Below are 22,343 nucleotides of genomic sequence, written 5' to 3' on the forward strand. Positions count from 1 at the left end.
CGGAAAACATGTAAAGGAAACTATAATGAAGTTAGTAAAATCTCTGGCGGCTGTCTCGTCGCTTATGATCCCCACGCTTTCACTGGCGGCAATTCCATATCAAAATGAGGAATACCAATTCACTCAGCCTAATGGCGAAGTCATTTCGATATTTTTGCAGGGAAATACGTACTATGCAGAACAAAGAACCCGTGATGGTAGGTTAGTCATATTTGATAAAAGCAAAGGCGGTATGGTTTACGCGTCGGTTAATAAATCAGGCACTGATTTTGTCTCATCTGGTATTTTGGTCTCTCAACAGTCTGACATGGCGCTGAGCACGTCACAGATTAATGCTGAACAAGCCAGTGGGTTATCTACCGAAGCAATTCAAAACTTAGTGGTGCAAAAGCAAAATGAACTTCTGCCTGCTTTGGAAAGCCCTTTGCTTGTGCATACTCAAACTGCTGATATGAGTACGCAGGTTGCTGGTAATATCAAAGGACTGACCATTATCATCGACTTTCCAGATGAGAGAGGCAGTATAACAAAGTCACAGGTAGAGCGGTTTCTAAATGATAGAAATTATACTGAATTTGGTAATGCACAGTCTGTACGCGGTTACTTTTTAGAAGTATCAGATAATAAACTGGATTATACCAATACGGTGACAGCTTATTACACGGCCAAAAAAATAAGTCTTACTATGCGGATTCTAGTCTGAGCTCCACTGTACGTTCACAAGAGTTAATAAAAGAGGCGCTAGATTGGCTGGAGTATCAACAGGGGTTTGATTTTTCCACGCTTTCTACAAATGGTAGTAGTCAAATACGTGGCTTAAATATTTTCTATGCAGGCAACTCAGACAGTGCTTGGTCTAAAGGGTTGTGGCCTCACATGGCGAGATTAAGCCCGCGCTTTTGTGCAGATGGCGTGTGTACGGACAGGTATCAAATTACAGATATGAGAGCCAGTTTATCAATTGGTACATTTGTTCACGAATCGGGACACCTGATCACAAATTGGCCTGATTTATATGACTATGACGGCAGCTCTCACGGATCGGTAGCAAGTTACGGTGTGATGGGGTTCGGTGCGATTGGTACAACCAATAAATTTAGACCGACTCCACCTGTTGCGCACTTTAGAGCCATTGCCGGTTGGGATACAGTGACTGAGCTAAACCCTGCCATTGATGCAAATGCGCCAACAGGGACACTCACTCATACGTCAGGTAGCCACACTTCATACAAGTGGACTAACCCAAGCAATCGAAATGAAGCCTTTTATATTGAGGCAATTCATCAGTCAGGTCAAAACACGGAACAGCCAAGTCAAGGCCTTGCAATTTGGCACGTTGATACGCGCGGTAGTAACTCCAATGAATGGTTCCCTTATATTCAGATGGAACATGCAGACGGAAATCGTGACCCCGAAAATAATCGCAATAGAGGTGACGGTACAGATTTATTTGTAGCTAATGGCGAGTTTAGCAACTTATATCCAAACAGTTTGTCATCGAAAGGGACTAACTCTCTGTGGTGGAATGGTGCGGATTCTGGGTTGGCTATTTCAAGTATCTCAGCGCCTGCTCAGACGATTTCGTTTAATCTTGAGTCAAACGTTGTCGAGCCACCTAAAGGAGATACATATCGAGGAACACTCAGTGATAAAGGGCAACAGATCCAACCTAATGGCAGTTGGTTCCAATACTCTGGTGGGACGATTAAGCTCGATTTAACCGGTCCGAACAATGCGGACTTTGATTTGAAGTTAGAGCGTTGGCAAGGTGGACGATGGACTCAAGTGTCTATTTCAGAAACGCCGACGTCGGTTGAATCTATCTCCTATACAGCTGCAAGCGGATATTACCGCATAGTTGTGTATTCATACTCTGGCGCAGGGGATTACACTTTAACTGTTAATAAGTAGTGACTTAACAGAATAGCTCACAATCATACGTGGACTGGGTGTTTGACACTAGGTCCACTTTGTAACTTTTACCTACATAATTTTCATATCAATATTTCGTGCACATTTCCTTGATACACCTCAATAAAGCGAGCAGGTAGTCCGCATTTACATTGTGCGATCAATATAAACGAATCTCACAAGTTAAAATTTAGTGAATTATTTGTTTGATCTGAAATTGAAAATCATTATCATTATTACCTGTAAAGGGGACTTTGCAGTATATAGCGTGCTTTTTACACACAAAATGATTAAGGAGTAATTATGTCTCGTAGATTTTTATTGACTGGCGCGACCGGTGTCGTGGGGCTCTCAATGATAGAGCTGTTATCACCAAATGATGAGATTGTTATTCTAGTAAATCAACGATCTTTTAGTGAGTTACCTCAAGGGGTAAGTCAGCAAATTCAGGGTGATATCCGTAAAGCCAACTTTGGCTTAAATGATGAGCAAGTTGCTCAACTCAAAGGTATTGATTGCATAGTGCACAGTGCAGCATTGACCGACTTCACAGCCGATCCAGACGTACTGGCCGGCATTAATGTGGCAGGGCTCAAACATGCTATTGAATTGTCTGAACGTTTAGATGTGCCATTGATCCATATAAGTACCGCATTTGTGAAAGGTCGAAATGGTCATGATTTTAATAATTATGAGCAAAGTAAGCGCGAAGCAGAAGCCTGCCTAAGTGACAACATTACCGTTGTACGTCCCTCTGTCATTATTGGTGACAGTACCCTTGGTTTGATGCCAAAAAAGCAGGGTTTGCATAATATGCTTAAACTAGCGACGAAGGAAGTTATCCCGATCGTACCTGGAGATGCAAACACGCTGGTTGATGTGATCCCGCGTGATATTGTCGCTAAATGTATTTTGACGATAGTGGATAAAAAACTATCGGGAGAGTTTTGGTTAACAGCGGGCACTTTGGCTAAAACGTTAGGCGATTTGCTTACACTTGGCGAAGATGATGATATCACATCACGTTACGATGTGCGTTTTAAAGCCCCTAAATTGATGAGCCCGACCACATTTGAGAGGCTGGTTAAGCCTGTGTTTATGCCTGCGCTACCAAAGCGGTTTAAACGCATGTTTGAAGAAACTTCTATTTATTTAAAATATCTTGATATGTCAGAAGGGTTTCAATCTGATGTTCCCCAACTCGCTGAAGTTGCAGGCGAATGCTATCAGTTTGATGTACGTCATACGTTAGCTAAAAACTTGGTTGCCTACGATCATCAGCACCCTTTGATTGCTGAGCTTTCAGGAGCGCAGTAACGTGAGAGAGGAAACACTCGAACTACTCAAAGCCCACAGTAATCGTTCAAAAGCGCGGTTGTCTAGCATGATGAATTTGCCCATTGAACACAGTGCACACGGTGCCGAAATCGTCGATGAAAATGGGAAAACCTACTTAGATTTTGGTGGTTTTGGGGTATTTATTTTAGGTCATAAACATCCTCAGGTGGTTGCTGCGGTAAAGTCTCAATTGGACATCATGCCTATGAGTTCGCGCACTCTGGTGAGCCCTAATTTAGCGACTGCCAGTAAAAAGCTGATAGATATATGCCCCGATGCAATTCAATATGCCTTTTTTACTAATTCTGGCGCGGAGTCGACAGAGCTTGGTTTGAAGCTTGCCAGAGCCAATGGCTGTAAACATATTATTGCGGTCACGGGCAGTTATCATGGCAAGTCATTAGGTGCTTTATCGGTGACACATCGTGATGAATTCCGTACGCCATTTGCGCCTTTGTTTGACAATGTGGAGTTTGTTGAGCGTGATAATGTTGAGGCCTTAAAAGCCGCATTTACCAAGTACAAAGCGCCTGTCGCGTTCATCACTGAGCCTGTACAAGGTGAGGGCGGTGTTTACGCCTTGAGCTATGAATTTTTGCATACTGCCAAGCAATTATGCGAACAATCAAAGGGACTCTTTATCTGTGATGAGATCCAGTCAGGGCTGGCGCGTACAGGCACCATGTGGGCGATCGATAAACATAATATTGTGCCTGATGTGATGTTAGTCGGCAAAGGGCTCAGTGGTGGCGTGATACCGTGCGCTGCGGTAGTTGCAACCGAAGCGGCTTTTGCCCCTTTAAATAAGGATTTCATGCTGCATTCGAGCACCTTTGGTGGTTCACCCATTGCACTGAGTGCCGCTGAAGCAACCATTGACGTTTTAACATCACAAAACATAGCTGAGCGCTCAGCCTATTTAGGTAAAGAGATTGTTTGCAAATTAAATGAGATTGTCAAAGCACACAATGAAACTGCATCTCAGCAAATTATCATCCGTGGCGAGGGACTGTTGATCGGTATTGACGTTGGCACACCTGCGCGAGCAGGTCAGCTGACGCTGTCATTGTTAAATCAACAAATCCTAACCAGTCATTCACTCAGTAACGCATCCACTGTGCGCTTAACACCGTGCGCCTTTTTAACTGATGACCAGCTAGCACAGTTATATACCGCGTTTGAAAACGCAATAGACAAGATTTAAGGAAATACCATGAGAGACGTAAAATATACCCAAACTGTGAATGCTTCAGCAGAACAGGCATTCACTAAAATTGCCGATTTTAAATCGTTCGAAAGTCATTGTCAGGCTGTGATTTCGGTTGATGTGACTGAAATTAATGAGCGTGAGTCAGAGTCAACGTGGTTAGTCCATTTTCATGATGGCAAGATGTCTTGGCGTGAGCGTGACCTATTTAATAAAGACGCGCTTAAAATTGAATTTACGCAAATCGAAGGTGATGCGGATATTTTCGAGGGATTTTGGGCGATTGAGGCTGTGTCAGACACTGAATGTACGGTCACATTTGACGCACGCTTTTGTATGGGGATCCCGACACTTGCCGATATTTTAGAGCCAATCGCTGAGTCTGCGATTAAGCAAAATGTCGAACAGATGTTAAATGAATTATTCGTCCCTCAGCAAGAGGCTGTTGCATGAGCACATTTCAAAAAGCGCAGCATTTGCTGCGCGGCACCTTGCCAGAGTTAGCGCAATATCTTACTGAAACGCCTTTTGATGCACTTGAAAGTGAACAGAGCCAAGCGATCAATATCTTTCGAGATACCGGTGGCGCTTCGACCTTAGTTAAGCAAAAATATGGAGGCAGAGGCCTGAATGCTTGGCAGGCTGTGCAGTTGCAAATGGCCATTGGTGCCGCTTCCCCTTCATTGGCAATCGCCGTTGGCATGCATCAGTTTTCTATTGCAACCTTGCAAGAAATGGCAAAAGTCGGAAATGGGCTTGAGTCACTGATGTTAGAGGGGATCTCTCGCTCAAATTTACTTGTTTCTTCTGCATTTAGTGAAGGACAAATTGGCAAAAGTATTTTAAAGAGCTCGATTATCGCTAAAGAAGTGGATAAAGGCTACGTCATATCAGGTGTGAAGAAACCATGTAGTTTAGCCCATTGCATGGATTTATTGACAGCAAGCGTTCAAGTAGAACCTAAGGATGGCGAGCCTTATTTTGCCGTTGCCATGATCCACAAAGCGTGTGAGGGCATTACCGTAGAAAAATTCTGGCAAGCGCCGTTTTTGCAAGCAAGCCAAAGTGAGGCTGTGGTACTAGAAAACGTCTTCGTACCTAGCTCAATGTTGGTTAATGTCGATGAAAAGTCTGCATATCAGTCTCATGTGGCGGGTTTTGTGTGGTTTGAACTCATTACTTGTGCGTCATATTTGGGCATGGTGTGTGGTCTTGTAGAGCGGGCTTGTGAATTGGGTAGGTTACAAGGTGCAGATAAAGCACATGTGCATGTTCAACTGGAAGCATGCGCGTTGTCACTTAAAGCCATCGCTGGAGATATGGACAACCAAACTCAAGACACGCTGGCACAAGTGTTGAGTGTGCGTTATCACTTGCAGGATGTGCTTGCAGAGGTGACTCAAAGTACCTTGAGTTTGGTTGGCGGTATTAATTACATTAACAATGGCTATTTCGCAACGATTGCGCAGGTCATCCATGCATTTAATTTCCACCCACCAGCTAAGCACGCAATGTATGCGCCGCTAAATAATTATTTTGATGGACAAGAATTGGAGATGGTGTAATGCGTGTAGCGCTGTGCAATATTGAAAATTTGGCGACACAACCCGCTATCTTGCAGGTTTTAGAGGCACACAAGAATGAGATCAAGTTGGTTATCACCAGTGATCCTTATTCAAAGAAAAATGGCGGTTTTATAGCGCAAGCTTATAGAAATATGCGTTTTAGAGGATATGGTTTTACAGAGTACTTATTTGTAAAAATGGTATTTTTATCTGTTATCCGGCCGCTATTAAAACTCTTAGGTATGGATGTGCTGCCGAGCATTGAACAGCGCTGCAACGAACTGGGTATTGCGTATATCAAAGTGAAAGACATCAATGATGTCTCTGTCGTTCAGTTGCTAAAAGATAAGCAAATCGACTTATTGAGCATTTATTATTTTGATCAAATTTTACATGATGAAGTCATAGAAGTTCCTAGCCAAGGTGTGGTGAATTTTCATCCGGCCTATTTGCCAAAATGCCGAGGGCTATTCCCAATTATGTTTAGCTATCTTTATAATGAGCAAAATTATGGCATCTCAGCACACTGGGTTGAAAATAAAGAAATTGACGCGGGACCTGTCATTGCTCAAAGTGCGATTAAGGTGAGTAATGCAAAGTGCTTATTGGAAATTGATAGGAAAGTGAGTAACCATTTTCCAGCTTTGTATACGCAAGTGCTTGAAATTTTGCAAAACCAACAGGTCAATGCATCAGTTCAAGCACAACAGAGCAGCTATTATTCTTATCCGCAAAAAGCACAGCTGCGCGAGTTAAATGAGACGCTGCCGCTCATTAATTGGTGTTGGGTACTTCGCGCATTAGGGAACAAAGATACACAGCTCGTGGATAAACAAATATCTAAGATAAATTAATAATGAAATATCATCAGTACATCTAGTATAAAAATCAAACAGGGGTACAATGAAGGTTGGTTTAGTCTATTTATTCTAATTTGGGTTGTGCCACATATTTTTTGAGCGGGTTTATAACCCGCTTTTAGTATTTAAAAGCTTTATACTGGAGTTTGACATGCTTTTGACACAATGCACTAAACTCAAGGCTGACTCGGCAAGTATAAAAAGTAAAGAAATTCGCAAGGATCTATTATGAGAGTTTTATGGAGCTTAATGTTGTTGGTGAACGCACATTGGGCGTCGGCTACAGATGATGTGCAAAGTAAAGGCTTGCCTGTAGCAGCTTATAGCGTTCAACAAGCAACGGGTTTTTATCAATTTCGTCAAGTAACTGGTCAAGTTGTCAAACACCAAGAAGCAGAAATTGGCTTTGAATTTAATGGCGTATTAGAGTCTCTTTATGCCGACCAAGGTGATGCGGTTAAAAAAGGCCAATTACTAGCGAAACAAGATACCCAGCTCCTAGCCATCGAAAAGCTCGAATTACTTGCAAACCTAGACAAGGTAAAAGCACAATTGACACTTGCTGAGCAAGACAGTGAGCGCCTTTTGAAGTTAAGTAAGTCTAATTATTCAGCCCAGCAGCAACTGGATCAAAATCGTTCGCAAATATCGGTCTTAAAAGCCGAGCTTCAAGTATTAAATGTGAAGTTACAAGGCATGGACGTTAGGCTAGAAAAAGCAAACTTAAAAGCCCCATTTGACGGTGTCATTGCGGCGCGTGAAGTGTCAATTGGCGAAGTGGTTGGCCCTGGTAAAGTCGCGTTGAGAGTGCTTGAGCAAAGCAACTCAGAGGTACGCATTGGTGTGCCTCAAGGCCTGTTATCTGATATTCAAAAAACCATGCCTATTACGGTTGGTGGCACTGTTTATCAGGCTCAAAAGCGCTCTGATGGCACCAATCTAGACCCCGTCTCTCGCACGGTACAGTTGCGATTTTCTCTACCTGAAGATGCACTGGTTTTTTCTGGTCAAATGGCGGTCATGACCATCGCCAAAAAGCAACAGAAAAACGGATACTGGGTCCCAATCAGTGCGCTTACGAACGGTACTCGAGGCACATGGCAAATATATCAAATTGAACAAGGACGCTTGCAACCTACGGCTGTTGAAGTGCTGCATAGCGATGGTCAATATGCTTACATTGATGGCGATTTTGTGAATGGCACTGAGATTTTGGCAAATGGCACTCATAAGGTCGCCGCCAATATAAAAGTCGATATTGTGCAATCTGTTGCTACCCGAGGTGAGCAACAATGATTCCATTTTTGTTGAATAATGCGCGTTTTCAAGTTCTGTTGATTGCGCTGCTTCTCGTATCTGGTTTTGCTGCTTTAAGCAGCTTGCCTCGTACTGAAGACCCACGGATCATAAATCGTTTTGCTTTTGTAACCACTTATTTACCAGGGGCATCAGCTGCGCGTGTTGAAGCGCAGGTTACCGAGAAAATAGAGCAAAAATTAAAGCAACAGTCAGAAATTAAAAACCTCATTGCCATGTCTCGTGCTGGGATCAGTGTGTTGAGTATTGAGCTGGAAGATGACGTCACAGACAGCACGCCTGTGTGGTCTAGAATGCGTGACTTGCTGGCAGATGTGCAAATAGAATTGCCAGAAGATGCATCGTCGCCGCTGCTTGAAGATGACAGAGGGTATGCGTATACAAAAATAGTGGCGTTGACCATTGAACCCGATGAGAGTGAGTCGCAGTCTTTACAGCAAGCCAAACAGATAGCGGTCAATCGCTATACCAAAGAATTACGTAATCAGTTGCGTAATCAAAGTGGTGTGGAGGTTGTCCATTTATTTGGGGTAGCGAATGAAGAGGTCAGAGTCACGTTAGATCCGGCTAAATTGAAGTTAGCAGGCCTATCGTTTGAGCAAGTCGCACACGCGGTTAAAAATGCGGATGCCAAGGTCTCTGCTGGGATGATCAGCAATCCCCAAATTCAAATGCAGGTGGAGCTCAGTGGCGAGTTTAAGTCGATTACACGCATTAAAGCAATTCCTATCCAAAGTGATGACCGTTATGGTCAGATCCAACTAAGTGACATCGCTAAAGTAGAGCGTATGTTGGTCGAGCCCCAGCAAGAAATTGCATGGGTTGATGGGTTGCCTGGTGCTTACTTAGGTATTCGAATGCTACCCGATGTACGCATCGATAAATTCTCTGAACAGATAGATGAGTTGTTAGAGGCGTTTAAACTCACGTTACCTAACAATATTCAATTGCTCAGTTTGTTTGATCAAAAAGGGTATACCGAAGACAGGCTAGGCGGCTTACTCGATAATATTTTACTGGGCTTTGCGCTTATTCTGGGTGTGTTGTTTGTCACATTAGGATTAAGAGCCGCAATTATCGTAGGCTTAGCGCTGCCACTCACCGTGATGTTTACGCTTGCGTGCATGAATATCTATGGTTTGCCCATCCATCAGATATCAGTAACGGGCTTGGTCGTTGCACTGGGTATTATGGTTGATAATGCCATCGTTATTACCGATGCAATTCAACGTTACCGTCAGCAAGGCATGGCGGTACTCAAAGCAGTTACAAAAGCGGTCAATCATTTTTGGCTGCCGTTATTGAGCTCAACCTTAACGACCATTTTGGCGTTTATGCCCATCGTACTCATGCCAGGGCCTTCTGGTGAGTTTGTGGGGGGCATTGCATTGAGTGTTATTTTTGCATTAGTCGGGTCATACCTTATTTCACATACGCTTATTGCTGTCTTTGCGGGCAAATATGTTCAATCAGACAATCACACAGCGACTGGTTTTTTGTCGCAAGGGATCAGACTGAAAAGACTGAGCAATGTATTTGAGCAGCTCCTTAGTCGTTCTTTAAAAAGACCTTTAGTCACTGCACTATGTGTCATGGTACTGCCAGTACTTGGTTTTATTTCTGCTGGGCAATTAACAGAGCAGTTTTTCCCGCCAGCAGACCGAGACATGTTTCATATTGAAGTGCGTTTATCAGACAACGCCAGTATTCACGCCACAAAAGCGCTTGTTAAACGTATGGATGCCCACATTTTAAAGCACGAGGGTATTGAGCGCTTGGACTGGATGGTAGGGCGAAATATCCCCATCTTTTATTACAACCTAATGCAAAGAGATAAGGGGGCGCGAAATTATGCACAAGCCATGGTCAAAGTAACCGACTTCGAGCGTGCAAATACGTTAATTAGAACCTTGCAGGGCGAACTTGATCGCGCCTTCCCAGAAGCACAAACTCTGGTTAGAAAGCTAGAGCAGGGACCCCCTTTTAATGCGCCGATTGAAATTCGAATATTTGGGCCAGATTTAGATAATTTGGCTGAATTAGGTCAGCGCATAAAGCAAACCGTTATAGCGCATCCAGAGGTAACGCATACGCGCACAACGCTGCAATCAGGCGCTGCAAAAGTCGAGCTGTTAGCCCATGAATCACAACTTACTCACGCAGGTGCACAGGCACAGCGTGTTGCTGCTCAGCTTCAAGCGCAGTCACAAGGCGTGACGGTGGCCAGTGTTTTAGAAGATACAGAGACAGTACCGGTTAATTTAAGGTTTGATGATCAATATCGTGACGGGCTTGATGGGCTTGCTAACGTTGAAGTCATGGGCAGTCAGCCATTGTTGTTATCGGCTTTTGCGACCAGTCGTATTGTGCCAGAGCAAAGCACCATCCACCGACGTAATGGTGAGCGGCTGAATGTTGTTGAAGCATTTTTACAGACTGATGTTTTACCAGCTAAAGTGCTGAAAGATTTGCAAGTTCAATTAGAGAAAGAGCAATTTACATTGCCCGTAGGTTACCGCTTGGAAATTGGTGGCGAGTCTCAGCAGCGAGACCAAGCTGTGGGCAGTTTGTTAGGCAAAGTTGGCGTTATTTTTGTGCTATTGATCACGGTATTAGTTCTTACATTTAACTCGTTTACAACAACGGGGCTGATACTTATCACGGCGTTTCAGTCGGCCATGTTAGGCATTTTAAGTGTGTATATCGCAGGTCATCCGTTTGGTTTTACGGTAATAATCGGTCTGCTCGGTCTAATGGGACTCGCCATTAATGCGGCCATTGTAATTTTATCTGAGCTCAGAGCGAATGAAGCCAAGACCGTAGATGAGATTGTCACTGGGGTTATGACATGTGCTCGACATATCACATCGACCACCATCACTACAGTGGGTGGGTTTTTACCTCTCATTTTGGCGGGGGGGAGTTTTTGGCCGCCATTTGCCATTGCGATTGCGGGCGGTACGGTACTAACAACCGTATTATCATTTTTCTTTGTGCCAAGTTGTTATTGGTTAATGCAAAGGAAACGTACGCCAGCGCTGATGACTAAATTAAAAAATCTAAAAACCTAGAGCATTTAGATTAAGTATGGCCATTTTATTGGATGGTCATACACTGTTTTATTCTGTTAGCGTGTTTCGTTGTCTCCATTTTGTTTGCATATTTTATGGCTATGCTTAGGGTATTAAAGCATTGCGGCTTTTAATACCTTCCAAGCAAGCAGAGTCACATGGATGTGACTTTTTAATTTGTCGCTTCCATGTATCTCCTTCTAGAAAAAATAGAACATCACAGTTTTATACTAATCTGTCAGTTTTTGAAAAGTGAACGATTTGTATTCTTTCTGCTTCTACATATTGAAGCGTGTTGATGACAGTTCATATTGAGTTTTATTATTAGGTAATGAGACTGTCGCAATAAGTTTAAGTGGGGACTTATGAATAATAGTAGATGGGGTTGAGTGTTTCTGTACAAATCCTATAACGGCTTACTACAACACATTTTTTGGTCAAAGTATTCAGTAGAGTGAAAGGTTTAAAATGGTAAACATCATGGGTTTTCTATCCATTGCAATTTGCTTATTAAAGACCAAGTGATGCTATTTTTAGGATGCTTTGTGCAAAACAGGAGTTCACCTTCAGCTGTCTATACTATCACCATAAACCTGATGGTAATTATTTAGCTTTAGACTGACTAATCGTGCCTGTGCTTATTTTTCAGGTTTAGGTGCGTCAAAAGCATTTTTCATTAGTTTATTGAAGTTATAACAATCTAAATGATTTGAGTTCGGGCAGTTAGCTACTTTAACTAACTCTGCTTTGACTGCTTCTAATTGTATGATCTTATTTGCAATATCCTCAGATTTTTTAATTAACATCTGTCTGTCAATTTCAATACTTTTACCGTTAAAAAATGAAGCAATTTCATCTAATGAAAAGCCAGCTAATTGACCTAGAGATATAATAGAAAGCTGATCAATGATGTCATGGGTATAATATCTTCTCAATCCTTGCCTGCCAGCAGGCTTTATGAGCCCTTTTGATTCGTAATATCTCAATGCGGACGCATTGATGCCCGTTTTTTTAGTGACTTGGCCGATATCTAGCATGTATAGCCCTTAAACTTGTGCGCGTTAGTTTTGTTACTTTGTCACATTTTTCCAAGCTTGTTAAGCATAAGCTTGTTTTAAAATTAATCCGTAACATAGGCTAATAAACAGTAAGGTAAATAAACCAAGCTTAAATCTAAATAAGGCTTAATCAATACACAATGGTGTTGCAATAAAGTCAATTATTTCGATATGATTAATATGTTAAAAGTTGAAGTGCATAATTATAGAGAGCTCATGTTTGACGTATTCAACTGACCCTGTGTTATTAAATATTATTGCGCATGAAGGGTTTAAAATATTATTATTCTTTACATTGCTGTATTTTCTGTATGAAGTGAATCGTAATGGTTTTGCGAGACTTTATGATAAAAACCATCAACTAAAGAGTGACTTTGATAAACAGTTTGTTTCTTGGAGCATCACCTTCTGCGTTATTTCTATTCTGCACTTTACAGATCAGCCTGTGAACGACGCTGTGCTCGATGCTGATATTGATCAAACTGTAAGGCGAAGACTTTTTTATTTTTTGAAAATGTGTTTTAGCTTTATAAGTATTGTGTGCATTTATGCCTTGCATACTCTTCGCGACTGCCCATTTTCAAAGACCGCTAGAAATTGTATTTATGTCATCATACCCACGATGACGATTAGCTTTATAGAACTCTTTTTGAGGGGATATTTGGACATTAATACGTTCATTCCAGTATATCGATTTTATGGTGTGTTGCATTATGTACTACTTATGGCTGCGCTCATGGCTTTTCCAATTCGTCAGTTATGGATGTTACGAAAAGCAGGTTAGTAGCATACATAAGCGCACATTTTCATAAACGCACCACACTCAGTCTCTTCGTCTGTTAAGCATAGTTGAAATGGTAATTTTTTTGACTCGTCTTGAGCTACGATATACATATCAGAATATACATAACCTTAATTACTCCGGTTATTATTGAATTTAATATTTCCTTCTGTTGGAATTTAATATTCTTTTTATCTGGTTGAAATACGCAGTTGTATCATAGAAAGGGTTAGTGTATTTTGTGCAAGTTTTTACATTATAGGGATGTTTTTGACGTGGCTGAAAATTGCTCTTCATCGTTATGAGCATTGGATAACGTCAAACCAATATGTGTTGCAATTCAATATATATTGATAAGGGAAGTGCAAAATTATGCGAAAAACTTGCTTTATTGAGTGTGCGCATTTTCTATCAGCCCAGTGAACAGTTGAGAGTACTTTAGTGTCGCTACTAACCGAAACAGAATTATTGAACACGATTGCTTTCAGGGGATTGCAAATTAGTTTAGTGCTGGTTTTCATATATTTCGTAGTTACCGCCAAAGGCCAACGAGTTGTTCGAATTTATGATAAACGATTTGAGATAAAAACAGAGCAAGAACAGTGTTTTGTGTCTTTTTGGATTACATTCTTTTGTCTTTTTATTCATATACTCATAGATGAACAGGTTTCGAACACGATTATTGCGGCGGATCTTGATTACTTATTGAGAAGAAAGATTTTCTATTTCTTAAAGCTCAGCTGTACTTTGGTGTTTATAGTCTCTATTTATGCTGTGCATTTATTGAGAAGGTGTCCTTATTCACCTGCCACGAGAGTCGTTTTTTACATCTCTATCCCCGTTGCTTCGATCTTTTTTGTACAACTGATCTTACGTGGATACTTAGAGATTGAAGCGTTAGTGCCGTTATATCATTGGCTAGCCATCGTTCAGTGTTTTGTGCTCTCGGTCTTTGTGTTGTCATACCCAGTTAAAGAGATATATCAATCATATAGAAAGAAATTGATGTAAGTATATTCATTAAAACGACAGAGTTTTTAGGGCGCTTGAGTGAACGGGCCCGTGCAGTTGTACTTACGCTATTGATGAAAGAGGGCGGTTGCTTTGATTTTTGACAAGATAACAATGCAACTGAGCCAGATTTTCTGTGTTTAACGAAATTACTTTTAAAGTAGTTACTTACATTTAAAGTGTTTAAAGATGGATCAAATTGTAGATTTTTTGATAGTGTCGGGTGTTTTGTACAAGGGCTTACAAGCCTCTTTGTTTATTGCCTTTTTATATACATTGTACGTAACGCGTCGGCGTGGTTATGGTTTTTTTGCGATAGAAGACATAAGCTAGATAACCCGGCCGATAGGGATTTGGTCTCTTGGCATATCACCATTGTGACCTTATTTGTTATGCAGCTAATTGATCATATATTGCAATATTCGCTTGTTGCTTTAGATTTGGATTATGTTGTTAGACGACGCCTATTCTATTTTTCTAGGTTGTTTTCTATTGGGATTTTTATCGTTTCTGTTGTGGCATTGCATTCTCTTAGAGGGTGTAGCTTTTCTCGATATTCGCGCGCGATAGTGTATGTATTGTTGCCAATCTCCACGACGACCTTGATACAACTTGTATTGAGAGGGTATTTAGATATTGAAGTGTTTAGACCTTGGCATAGGTTGGTTGCGTGTATTAGCCAATTAGCGTATCCGATCATCATATTTTCGTTTATTGCATCGCAGCTTTACGCTGACTTCAAACAGCGTGCGAGCAGACGTGCAGCCCAATAGGCGCTTTGTCATTTCACAGTTCAACGCCGTTAGCGTAAGTAATTAAATACTTTGCACTGTTTGGGTTTTCTTGCCAATTTAGCTGTTTAGTAACGGTGATTTGTACGCCATAGTATTCGGCCATACCAGCCAATACGCCTTCAACCAGATCGAACATTCTACGTGACGAAGTATAAATAAGCTGCGCTTCAAATAAGGACAACGTGTTGTATTGGAATTTTGGCGGCAGTGCATCTGGGTAAAGCTTTTTGAGTTCGATATGATGTAAGTCATCCAATTGTTGTAATACATACGCGGGGTGTGCGTAATCAGTGAAATGCTTAGGCAGTAACCCTGACAGCCTTGGGTAAAGCCATTTACCAAAGCTAAAATGCGCTTGTGCGAGCGTAATGCCTATTTTATTGATGACGATATCGACCAATTCAATAAGATGTTCGTCAGGGTAGTTTTCTGTCCGCACAAATGCGGTGTTAGTATCAAACGAGCAGGCTTCAAAAGCGTCGTATAATACTTCTTCACCGGCAACTTCAGTGACAAATTCTTCAAGTAACATAAAAATATGACCTTTCATTATGCAAACTCCGGTTTGAATGGCAGACTAATGGTAAAGCGCGTACCCTTACCCTCTGTACTTTCAACGGCGATTTTACCTTTGTGTTGCTGAATGATTTTATAAGAAATCGAGAGGCCCAACCCTGTGCCTTTTCCGACTGGCTTAGTGGTAAAAAATGGGTCAAATATATTGCGTAGATTTTGTGCTGAGATCCCCATGCCGTCATCGGCGATAGTGATGTAAATATTGCGCTCATCAAAGCTGCTGCTGATGTCAATTTTGCCTAGCTTCTCAATTGCTTGACCAGCATTGATCAATAAGTTTAAAAACACTTGGCACAGCTTGTTACCGCTACATACAAGCTTGGGTAATTTGCCTAGTTGGGTGTTCAAGGTCGCGTGATGTTTAAAGCTGCTCTGTGCTAGATTGATGGCTTGGTCAAGGACTAGGTTAAGATCTTCAGGTACCATCTCCTCGTTGTCGATGTGTGTGTAGTTACGCAACTCAGTAACGATAGATGCGATCTTATTCAAGCCACACAAAGACTCATCCATTAAATCGGGAATGTCGTCTTGAATAATGGCGACGTCGTAACTGGATTTGAGCGCTAACATTGCTTGCTCGTTTGGTGCCATTTTTTCAAGATCTTCCTGATACGCCAGTAACGTGATGAGATACATTTTTAGCGTCTCAATATTAGACTTAGCATAGCCGGTAGGGGTGTTGAGTTCATGTGCAACGCCCGCAGATAGCTGGCCTAATGACGCCATTTTTTCTTGCTGAATTAGTTGCACCTCCTGCTTTTTAAGGGCTTCAAGTGCTTCACAAAGCTCTTCATTGGCTTTGTACAAGCTGCGAGCTCTGGACTCGAGTAAATCTTCAGCATGTGCTTTACCTGCTAGCGCACGTTGCAGCTTTTTTTCAAGCAGCGCGATGGTTTTACTTGCTTCTAGTGTTGTCATGCAAATCCAATCTAGTTGTTACATTTATAAGCAACGAAGCAAGAATAGCTCCAATTTAGCTCTCAATATCAACTTTGTATTTTTTACCTATAAAAAACAGCAAGTAAGGAATAGCCAGCCTCAGTTTGACGGCGAATGTAAATGCGTTTTTTGCATTTTGCAAAGACCTAAAAAGGCGTAATTAATTCTCAAAATGCAAAATTTCACGATATAAAAGCCGTGAGTCTCAATTTGCGAAAAGCAAAGCTGTTTTGCAAGTTGGTACTGGCAGATGCTGCCAAAATACATGCCGTTTACGCCAAAAAGGGCTGGGAGTTGCGGCCTTCACTTTTCTTACTTATTTGCTTTTTAGCTTCCTCAAGAGTAGGCAGGTAAAGGAATAAAAATGCCTCTATATCAATCATATTGAGGAAATAAAATGATGTTTAAAAAAAGTACACTCTGCGCAGCTTTGGCATTGGGTTTGTCAAATTATGCGATGGCGGGCTGCGGCGGCTTAAGTGATGGCGCAATCGCTTACATTGACGGCGATACACTAAAAATTAATGGCACGAATAGCAGCGAGAAGTTCACGCTGAGTGTGTCTGGTGACAACTTAAAGGTTACTCGAAGAGTGGGTAACAGTAGCAGTTGCGATAATTTTTATTTGAGCCAAATTGATGAGGTTTATGCCGTACTCAACAGTGGCAATGACACCTACAACGGCAAGGATGTCAATGTCATTCAAAAGGTGTATGGCGGCGATGGTAACGATCACATCACTACTGGTCGTCAGAATGACTATATTCGCGGTGGAAATAATAACGATACGATTTTTGGGAACAGCGGTAACGACACCATTTTAGGTGACAATGGCGATGATGAAGTGGATGGCGGTTATGGTAATGACTCTATCCGCGGTGGGAGTGGCCATGACAAATTATTGGGCTCGTACAACAACGATACGATTTTAGGTGACAATGGCGGCGACCTCATCATGGGCGGTCAAGGCGAAGATAGACTGTACGGCGGCAATGATAATGATTACATTGGCGGCGGGTGTGTGCTTGAAAACGCCAATGGCGGTGATATTTACGATGCACCGCACTGTGACCACAGTAAAGACGGCGCAGATAAGCTGTATGGCGGCAACGGCCATGACGTGCTAAGCGGCGGCAGAGGCAGCGATACTTTACATGGTGATGACGGCGACGATTACCTTGCGGGTAACGAAGGCCGTGAAGACCGCTTGCATGGTGGCGACGGCGATGATGCGTTGTTTGAAGATGGCGACGGCAATTCAAACAACAAGCGTTGGCACAAAGCCTGGGGTAATGACGGCGACGATATCCTCGTGACCAACGGCGAGTTTTCTGATCAAGAAGGGGGTAAAGGAAACGATGTGATCATCGCGCTTTCAACGGGATATGATGCCAAAATTGAAGGCGGTAAAAACGGCGATTACATTTGGACTGGCGACAGTGCTCCACAAGGGTCATGTGGTCAGGGCAATGACAAAGGTATGGTCTTCCTGGACAAATGCGAAGGCACGACTTGGGTAGATGACTATCAAGGCTTGCTGTCAAAAGTGGATAAGCGCAGTAACTTTGATAATCCATATTTTGATGCCGCTGATGCCGTAGTAGAAATGGATAACTCGCACTCAGGTTTTAAAAACGGTTGGCGTAGTTATAAAGAAAACCAAAAGCCCCATGCCTTGTATGACATAGTGTCATCGTCGGTGTTTTACCGCTGGTTAGATAACCGCGCGACCACGCCTTGGTCATATTACGAGTGGAAAGTGTCGTTCAATCCAGGCAATGGCATGTATGGTACATATACTCACTGTATGGAAGACAATGTGGCTTATAACTGTGTATGGCAAATCGGCCAAAGCCAGCAATGCTATAACAAAGACGGCAATACAATTTCATGTGACTAACCTGATCTGGTAATTAGGTTATCAACCCAAGCCCACATTTGTGGGCTTTTTTGATGGTGGGTGAGTGTGGCTTTGGTATTAGGGATTGGGTTCTGGATCTTAGTTGAGTGCGTGCAGTGGTGTATTAACTTTCGTCATCCTGACTAAGGTCAGGATCCATTTTTTGCTCACCCAAAGCGCTGACTATTGAGATTGTTTAAAAGAATGGATTGCGTGGCAAGCCCACAATGACGGGTGTTTAGATTGAAGCTGAGTTTCATCTGCGTCATCCTGACGAACGTCAGGATCCATTTTCTACTCACTCAAAGCGCTGACTATTGAGATTGTTTAAAAGAATGGATTGCGGGGCAAGCCCACAATGGCGGGCGTTTAAATAGAAAGCAGGTTTCAACCCCTTCATCCTGACGAGCGTCAGGAACCATTTTCTGCTCATTCAAAGGGCCAATCATTCAGATTGTTTAAATGAATAGATTGCGGGGCAAGCCCACAATGACGAACGTTTAGATTTAAACAGAACCCAAACTGCGTCATCCTGATGAACGTCAGGATCCATTTTCTGCTTACCCAAAGCGCTAATCATTGAGGTTGATTAAAAGAATGGCTTTACAATGATGAAGTGGAGTGCTTGCAGATATAAATTGTATTTAAGCTGCTCGGAGGGAACTATATAAGGTGTAATCCTATGTAATGTAAATTTTTAATTGTTATTGCTACCTTTAAAAGTTTTTTAATTGTTTATTGGCTTCGTATTGCGCAAACAAATTGATTTAAGGGAAGTTAAGTGCTCAAAACTTGAGCTGAAGCACTACAAATGAGTAAAAAATTCGTGTTTAATACGTCAATAATCAGAGTTTTATATTAAATCTCTGGCAATAAGTATTTACGTAACGCGGTTAAGGACGAACGACCGTGTGATAACAGGATTTTTATGCGCCTAAAAGAAGCCCTTAGTGTCATGTCAATGGCATCACCTTATGCTGTCTCTACAGAACGTAGTGAAGGTGAAATGAATCATCATCGCAGAATTAAAAAAGAGCTCTTCATTGAAATGCCGATTGAAGCTGATGTCCAAAAGCAACTTTCAAGTATGGCTTCAGGGTCCAAAGAAATCTTCTTTTTTTGTGGTAGTAGTGGTGATGGTAAATCTGAGTTACTTACCAAGTTTAAAAAGAAATTTGATGCTCGTATAAAATTTCATTTAGACGCGACACACAGTTTTGAACCAAGTCAAAATGCTATTCAAACATTGGATAAAGTATTTGCTGACTTTGATGAAGGCACCTACCCACTTGTGGTCGGTATTAATACGGGCATGCTTGGTAACTACGCCGAAGAAGGTGAAAATGTTGCTTTCAAACAGGCAATAAAATCTTATTTGTATGAAGGTGTTAAAATAGTAGGTAATATAACCTTTATTAGCTTTGAAGATTATCCAAAGTTTTACATTGACGAAACTGGCTACACAGCTGAGTTTGCGCAGAAGTTTTTGCAGCGTTTAACTGCGAATGACAGCTTAATCCACCAGCTTGTAGACAAAGATATTCTTGAAAACAAAGATAAAGAAAGTCGTCGTATTCAAGCCAACTATAAGTTATTAAGCTTACCCGCAGTCCAAAGCAATATAATTGAGCTTCTTTTTAAAGCTCGTTTAATGCGTGACCAGTTTTTAACTGCACGTGCTTTACTAGATTTTACTTTCTTGTTAATTACGGGGCCAAAATATTTATTTGATAACCTATTTGCTGGTGGTGATAACGAACTGGCAAATAAACTGGTAGATTTCGACCCCGCACACAACCGCACTAAGAATATCGACTCATTTGTTATAGAAAAAGACTTAGGGCTCACAGACCAAGCTTTTGATGAGTATTGTGATTCACTTTCGCAATTTGGTATTGAGCCATTATCAAACGCGTTTTCATATTTACGGCTTTTCTATGTACTTAAAGGAGCTGAGTTTAGTAATAATTATCATGCAAAGTTTGTTCAAGATTATAGTCAAAGCCTAATTGAGCAATACGTACAAATTTATCAGTTACATAGAGATTTTGATAATAGTGGTAAACAACGAAAGCAGTTAAAACCTTTCTATAACGAGTTACTCCGCTCTGCAATTAGAAAGTACAACAACCGCAATGCTCCGCAACTAGATAAAGGGCAATACTTAATAAAAGAACTGAACGGTTATCAGCTAGTTGCTGAGCTTGAAGTGAAAGCAGACCATAAAAACATCATCAACCATCCGCCCAAAAGCTCTGCCAGTTTTACAGCGTGTCTAAATGTACAAGGTGAGTCTCTCACAATTCCTGTGACTCTTAATTTACTCGAACTTATACAACGAATAGAAGACGGCTATCGACCAAATAAACACGACAAAAACACAGTTGTGTTGTTAGATGAACTCATTGAAGACATCTCCAAAGTCGCTAATAAAGTTAACACACTCAAAATTTTGAAGGGCAATACTAGCATTGGTATTAAAAAAGTTGATGAAGATGAATTTGAAGTGAGTGGCATTTAATATGTTAAAAGAAACACTAACACCACCAGAGAAAAATGGATTTGGTTCATTTTTACCTTTAAGAACAAAAGACAAACACTATAAGTTTTGCTGGGACACAATTCTTGGTCTTTTTGTTCACCTGCTTTACGACAAGGCGCTAGTTAAAGAAAACGTAGATAGCTTTAAAGAGTTATGTGAAACGCGGATAACAGAAAAAGTAGATGAAGTTGAGCTATGGTCAGTGCTTGAGAAAATGTACTTTGTGAACGACCAGCTTTATAAAGTGTCACCCGAACTACTGATTTTTAAAGCTGTAGATAAAGAAATTAGTGAAAATGATAAAAAAATGGGAGCGATGTTTGCTGGTCTATTAAATGGCTTTAGCCTTACAAAGTCCCCTGAGAGTGAATTAAACTTTTTAGAGCAAGAAATTAAAAACGAGTTTGATAGCTTTTATGTAACTGGTAAAAAAGCTGAATCAAAGTATAAAGAACTGCCCACCTACCTACCGTTTTTAACTGGTTACTTTAAAAAAGACTTAACCTTCTTAAACGACCACCCTAATTATTTGATTAATAACTTTAATGCGATGATCAGACTATACGGTTTTTTATATATTTCGCAAATGGCACTGAATATAAAAGACTGGACTAACGGTGAGCCTAAAAGTAAGCCTTGCTTTTTTATATTAGATAACGAAAGAGCAAGTGAAGAACGAACACAAGTAAAGGCATTTGGTTATAAGCAACTCCACGAATATATACACTTTTTATTTCCATATTTGTTTATGAATGAAGCGCTACAGCCAAATGATAAAAATAATAATATTCGACCGCTTTGGCAGCTTTATACAGAGTTAAATGAGCAGAACAGCGATGAACAACAAAGCACGTTGGCAAAGCTTAACCAATTCGGTAATGAGTTTGTACAGCAGCGTGTCGCTGCGAAACGTTTTAACAAAGAACAAATTTGGCAAAACCAAGATAGCATTGAAGATGCTATTAGAGCTTTGTTAAAAGTTACTTATGCCCAGTTTGATCGAAAAACAGGGCGATTAGCGCAATATAACGAAACACCTGTAAAAGGCATGGTTAATCAAATATTAAACCCTTTCATTCAAAAAAGAGGTAAAGCAGGGCAAGTACTCACCTTTAATCAAGATTTAATTGTGTTACTTACAAACCTAGCTATAGGCACACATGAAAAGTTACGTTTTCACGAGCTTGTAAAAGAGTTCGAAGCAAGAGGCGTATTTTTTGATAAACAAAGCCAACAAACCTTAATAGATTTTTATGAGCGCATGGGCAATGTAGAAAGAATGAGTGATAGCGGGGATGCAGTGTATGTTAGAAAAACAGTTTGAAGAGTTTTTAGTTGCGCATTTTAATCAATGGGCGACGAATGAAATAAAAGTAGGTTTCAGATACCAGTTCACATGCCTGATGCAGGGAAAGGGTACAAACTTTATCAAGCGTTTACCAAAGAATCACAAACACACATTAATGTAAAAGG

18 protein-coding genes are annotated in these 22,343 nt (G+C 41.2%); 15 read left to right on the top strand and 3 right to left on the bottom strand.

Going from position 1 to position 22,343, the window contains the following annotated elements; all coding sequences use genetic code 11:
* The first annotated feature begins 25 nt into the window (after window positions 1-25).
* The 9 genes from JF50_RS27690 (at window position 26) to JF50_RS19340 (ending at window position 11,269) form a co-directional block, all read left to right on the top strand.
* The gene (locus JF50_RS27690; protein ID WP_235423474.1) at window positions 26-703 is read left to right on the top strand and encodes a hypothetical protein; all 678 of its coding nucleotides are present in this window, start codon (window positions 26-28) and stop codon (window positions 701-703) included.
* A gap of 173 nt (window positions 704-876) precedes the next feature.
* Window positions 877-1,911, top strand: coding sequence for a hypothetical protein (locus JF50_RS27695; protein ID WP_235423475.1), 1,035 nt, complete (start codon window positions 877-879; stop codon window positions 1,909-1,911).
* A gap of 303 nt (window positions 1,912-2,214) precedes the next feature.
* A complete protein-coding gene (locus JF50_RS19310; protein ID WP_039610233.1) occupies window positions 2,215-3,228 on the top strand; it encodes an SDR family oxidoreductase in 1,014 nt (337 codons plus the stop codon).
* Between the two features lies 1 nt (window position 3,229).
* Window positions 3,230-4,453 (top strand): aspartate aminotransferase family protein, encoded by a 1,224-nt coding sequence (locus JF50_RS27450; protein ID WP_039610234.1) that lies wholly within the window; start codon window positions 3,230-3,232, stop codon window positions 4,451-4,453.
* 9 nt (window positions 4,454-4,462) lie between these two features.
* Window positions 4,463-4,909, top strand: a complete 447-nt coding sequence (locus tag JF50_RS19320) for a type II toxin-antitoxin system RatA family toxin (protein ID WP_052262327.1) — start codon at window positions 4,463-4,465, stop codon at window positions 4,907-4,909.
* Window positions 4,906-6,021, top strand: a complete 1,116-nt coding sequence (locus JF50_RS19325; RefSeq protein ID WP_052262328.1) for an acyl-CoA dehydrogenase family protein — start codon at window positions 4,906-4,908, stop codon at window positions 6,019-6,021. The genes JF50_RS19320 and JF50_RS19325 overlap by 4 nt, the downstream gene beginning before the upstream one ends.
* On the top strand, window positions 6,021-6,875 hold the full coding sequence (locus JF50_RS19330; RefSeq protein WP_039610235.1) for a formyltransferase family protein: 855 nt from the start codon (window positions 6,021-6,023) through the stop codon (window positions 6,873-6,875). The genes JF50_RS19325 and JF50_RS19330 overlap by 1 nt, the downstream gene beginning before the upstream one ends.
* Before the next feature lie 234 nt (window positions 6,876-7,109).
* Window positions 7,110-8,177 (top strand): efflux RND transporter periplasmic adaptor subunit, encoded by a 1,068-nt coding sequence (locus JF50_RS19335; protein WP_039610926.1) that lies wholly within the window; start codon window positions 7,110-7,112, stop codon window positions 8,175-8,177.
* Window positions 8,174-11,269, top strand: a complete 3,096-nt coding sequence (locus JF50_RS19340) for an efflux RND transporter permease subunit (protein ID WP_039610927.1) — start codon at window positions 8,174-8,176, stop codon at window positions 11,267-11,269. The genes JF50_RS19335 and JF50_RS19340 overlap by 4 nt, the downstream gene beginning before the upstream one ends.
* Window positions 11,270-11,907: 638 nt before the next feature.
* Here JF50_RS19340 and JF50_RS19345 read toward each other — a convergent pair.
* The gene (locus JF50_RS19345; RefSeq protein ID WP_039610236.1) at window positions 11,908-12,306 is read right to left on the bottom strand and encodes a helix-turn-helix domain-containing protein; all 399 of its coding nucleotides are present in this window, start codon (window positions 12,304-12,306) and stop codon (window positions 11,908-11,910) included.
* 241 nt (window positions 12,307-12,547) lie between these two features.
* On the opposite strand from JF50_RS19345, the gene JF50_RS19350 reads away from it, so the two are divergent.
* Both JF50_RS19350 and JF50_RS26985 read left to right on the top strand, forming a co-directional pair.
* Window positions 12,548-13,111: a hypothetical protein gene (locus JF50_RS19350; RefSeq protein ID WP_039610237.1), complete on the top strand. Its 564-nt coding sequence runs from the start codon at window positions 12,548-12,550 to the stop codon at window positions 13,109-13,111.
* Between the two features lie 1,385 nt (window positions 13,112-14,496).
* Window positions 14,497-14,892 carry a hypothetical protein gene (locus JF50_RS26985; RefSeq protein WP_152614598.1) on the top strand — a complete coding sequence of 132 codons (396 nt, stop codon included), beginning with the start codon at window positions 14,497-14,499 and terminating at the stop codon, window positions 14,890-14,892.
* A 13-nt stretch (window positions 14,893-14,905) separates the two neighbouring features.
* Here JF50_RS26985 and JF50_RS19360 read toward each other — a convergent pair whose 3' ends face one another.
* Entirely contained in the window at window positions 14,906-15,463 is a 558-nt protein-coding gene (locus JF50_RS19360) for a heme NO-binding domain-containing protein (protein ID WP_039610240.1), read from the bottom strand.
* Window positions 15,463-16,407: a sensor histidine kinase gene (locus JF50_RS19365; protein WP_052262330.1), complete on the bottom strand. Its 945-nt coding sequence runs from the start codon at window positions 16,405-16,407 to the stop codon at window positions 15,463-15,465. The genes JF50_RS19360 and JF50_RS19365 overlap by 1 nt, the downstream gene beginning before the upstream one ends.
* Before the next feature lie 418 nt (window positions 16,408-16,825).
* Here JF50_RS19365 and JF50_RS19370 point away from each other — a divergent pair, with 418 nt between their 5' ends.
* The 4 genes from JF50_RS19370 (at window position 16,826) to JF50_RS27930 (ending at window position 22,339) form a co-directional block, all read left to right on the top strand.
* Window positions 16,826-18,328: a calcium-binding protein gene (locus JF50_RS19370; protein ID WP_039610241.1), complete on the top strand. Its 1,503-nt coding sequence runs from the start codon at window positions 16,826-16,828 to the stop codon at window positions 18,326-18,328.
* A gap of 928 nt (window positions 18,329-19,256) precedes the next feature.
* A complete protein-coding gene (gene dptF / locus JF50_RS19375) occupies window positions 19,257-20,849 on the top strand; it encodes a DNA phosphorothioation-dependent restriction protein DptF (RefSeq protein ID WP_039610928.1) in 1,593 nt (530 codons plus the stop codon).
* A gap of 1 nt (window position 20,850) precedes the next feature.
* Window positions 20,851-22,194, top strand: coding sequence for a DNA phosphorothioation-dependent restriction protein DptG (dptG, locus tag JF50_RS19380; protein ID WP_039610929.1), 1,344 nt, complete (start codon window positions 20,851-20,853; stop codon window positions 22,192-22,194).
* Window positions 22,175-22,339 (top strand): hypothetical protein, encoded by a 165-nt coding sequence (locus JF50_RS27930; RefSeq protein WP_419177518.1) that lies wholly within the window; start codon window positions 22,175-22,177, stop codon window positions 22,337-22,339. Before dptG ends, JF50_RS27930 begins: the two co-directional genes overlap by 20 nt.
* Window positions 22,340-22,343 lie beyond the last annotated feature (4 nt).

The organism is Pseudoalteromonas luteoviolacea (genome assembly GCF_000814765.1).
GTDB lineage: Bacteria > Pseudomonadota > Gammaproteobacteria > Enterobacterales > Alteromonadaceae > Pseudoalteromonas > Pseudoalteromonas luteoviolacea_H.

Coding starts and splice junctions, on each gene's coding strand:
- JF50_RS27690 (WP_235423474.1), top strand. CDS start 26: ATGAAGTTAGTAAAATCTCTGGCGGCTGTCTCGTCGCTTATGATCCCC.
- JF50_RS27695 (WP_235423475.1), top strand. CDS start 877: ATGGCGAGATTAAGCCCGCGCTTTTGTGCAGATGGCGTGTGTACGGAC.
- JF50_RS19310 (WP_039610233.1), top strand. CDS start 2,215: ATGTCTCGTAGATTTTTATTGACTGGCGCGACCGGTGTCGTGGGGCTC.
- JF50_RS19320 (WP_052262327.1), top strand. CDS start 4,463: ATGAGAGACGTAAAATATACCCAAACTGTGAATGCTTCAGCAGAACAG.
- JF50_RS19325 (WP_052262328.1), top strand. CDS start 4,906: ATGAGCACATTTCAAAAAGCGCAGCATTTGCTGCGCGGCACCTTGCCA.
- JF50_RS19330 (WP_039610235.1), top strand. CDS start 6,021: ATGCGTGTAGCGCTGTGCAATATTGAAAATTTGGCGACACAACCCGCT.
- JF50_RS19335 (WP_039610926.1), top strand. CDS start 7,110: ATGAGAGTTTTATGGAGCTTAATGTTGTTGGTGAACGCACATTGGGCG.
- JF50_RS19340 (WP_039610927.1), top strand. CDS start 8,174: ATGATTCCATTTTTGTTGAATAATGCGCGTTTTCAAGTTCTGTTGATT.
- JF50_RS19345 (WP_039610236.1), bottom strand. CDS start 12,306: ATGCTAGATATCGGCCAAGTCACTAAAAAAACGGGCATCAATGCGTCC.
- JF50_RS19360 (WP_039610240.1), bottom strand. CDS start 15,463: ATGAAAGGTCATATTTTTATGTTACTTGAAGAATTTGTCACTGAAGTT.
- JF50_RS19365 (WP_052262330.1), bottom strand. CDS start 16,407: ATGACAACACTAGAAGCAAGTAAAACCATCGCGCTGCTTGAAAAAAAG.
- JF50_RS19370 (WP_039610241.1), top strand. CDS start 16,826: ATGATGTTTAAAAAAAGTACACTCTGCGCAGCTTTGGCATTGGGTTTG.
- dptF (WP_039610928.1), top strand. CDS start 19,257: ATGCGCCTAAAAGAAGCCCTTAGTGTCATGTCAATGGCATCACCTTAT.
- dptG (WP_039610929.1), top strand. CDS start 20,851: ATGTTAAAAGAAACACTAACACCACCAGAGAAAAATGGATTTGGTTCA.
- JF50_RS27930 (WP_419177518.1), top strand. CDS start 22,175: ATGTTAGAAAAACAGTTTGAAGAGTTTTTAGTTGCGCATTTTAATCAA.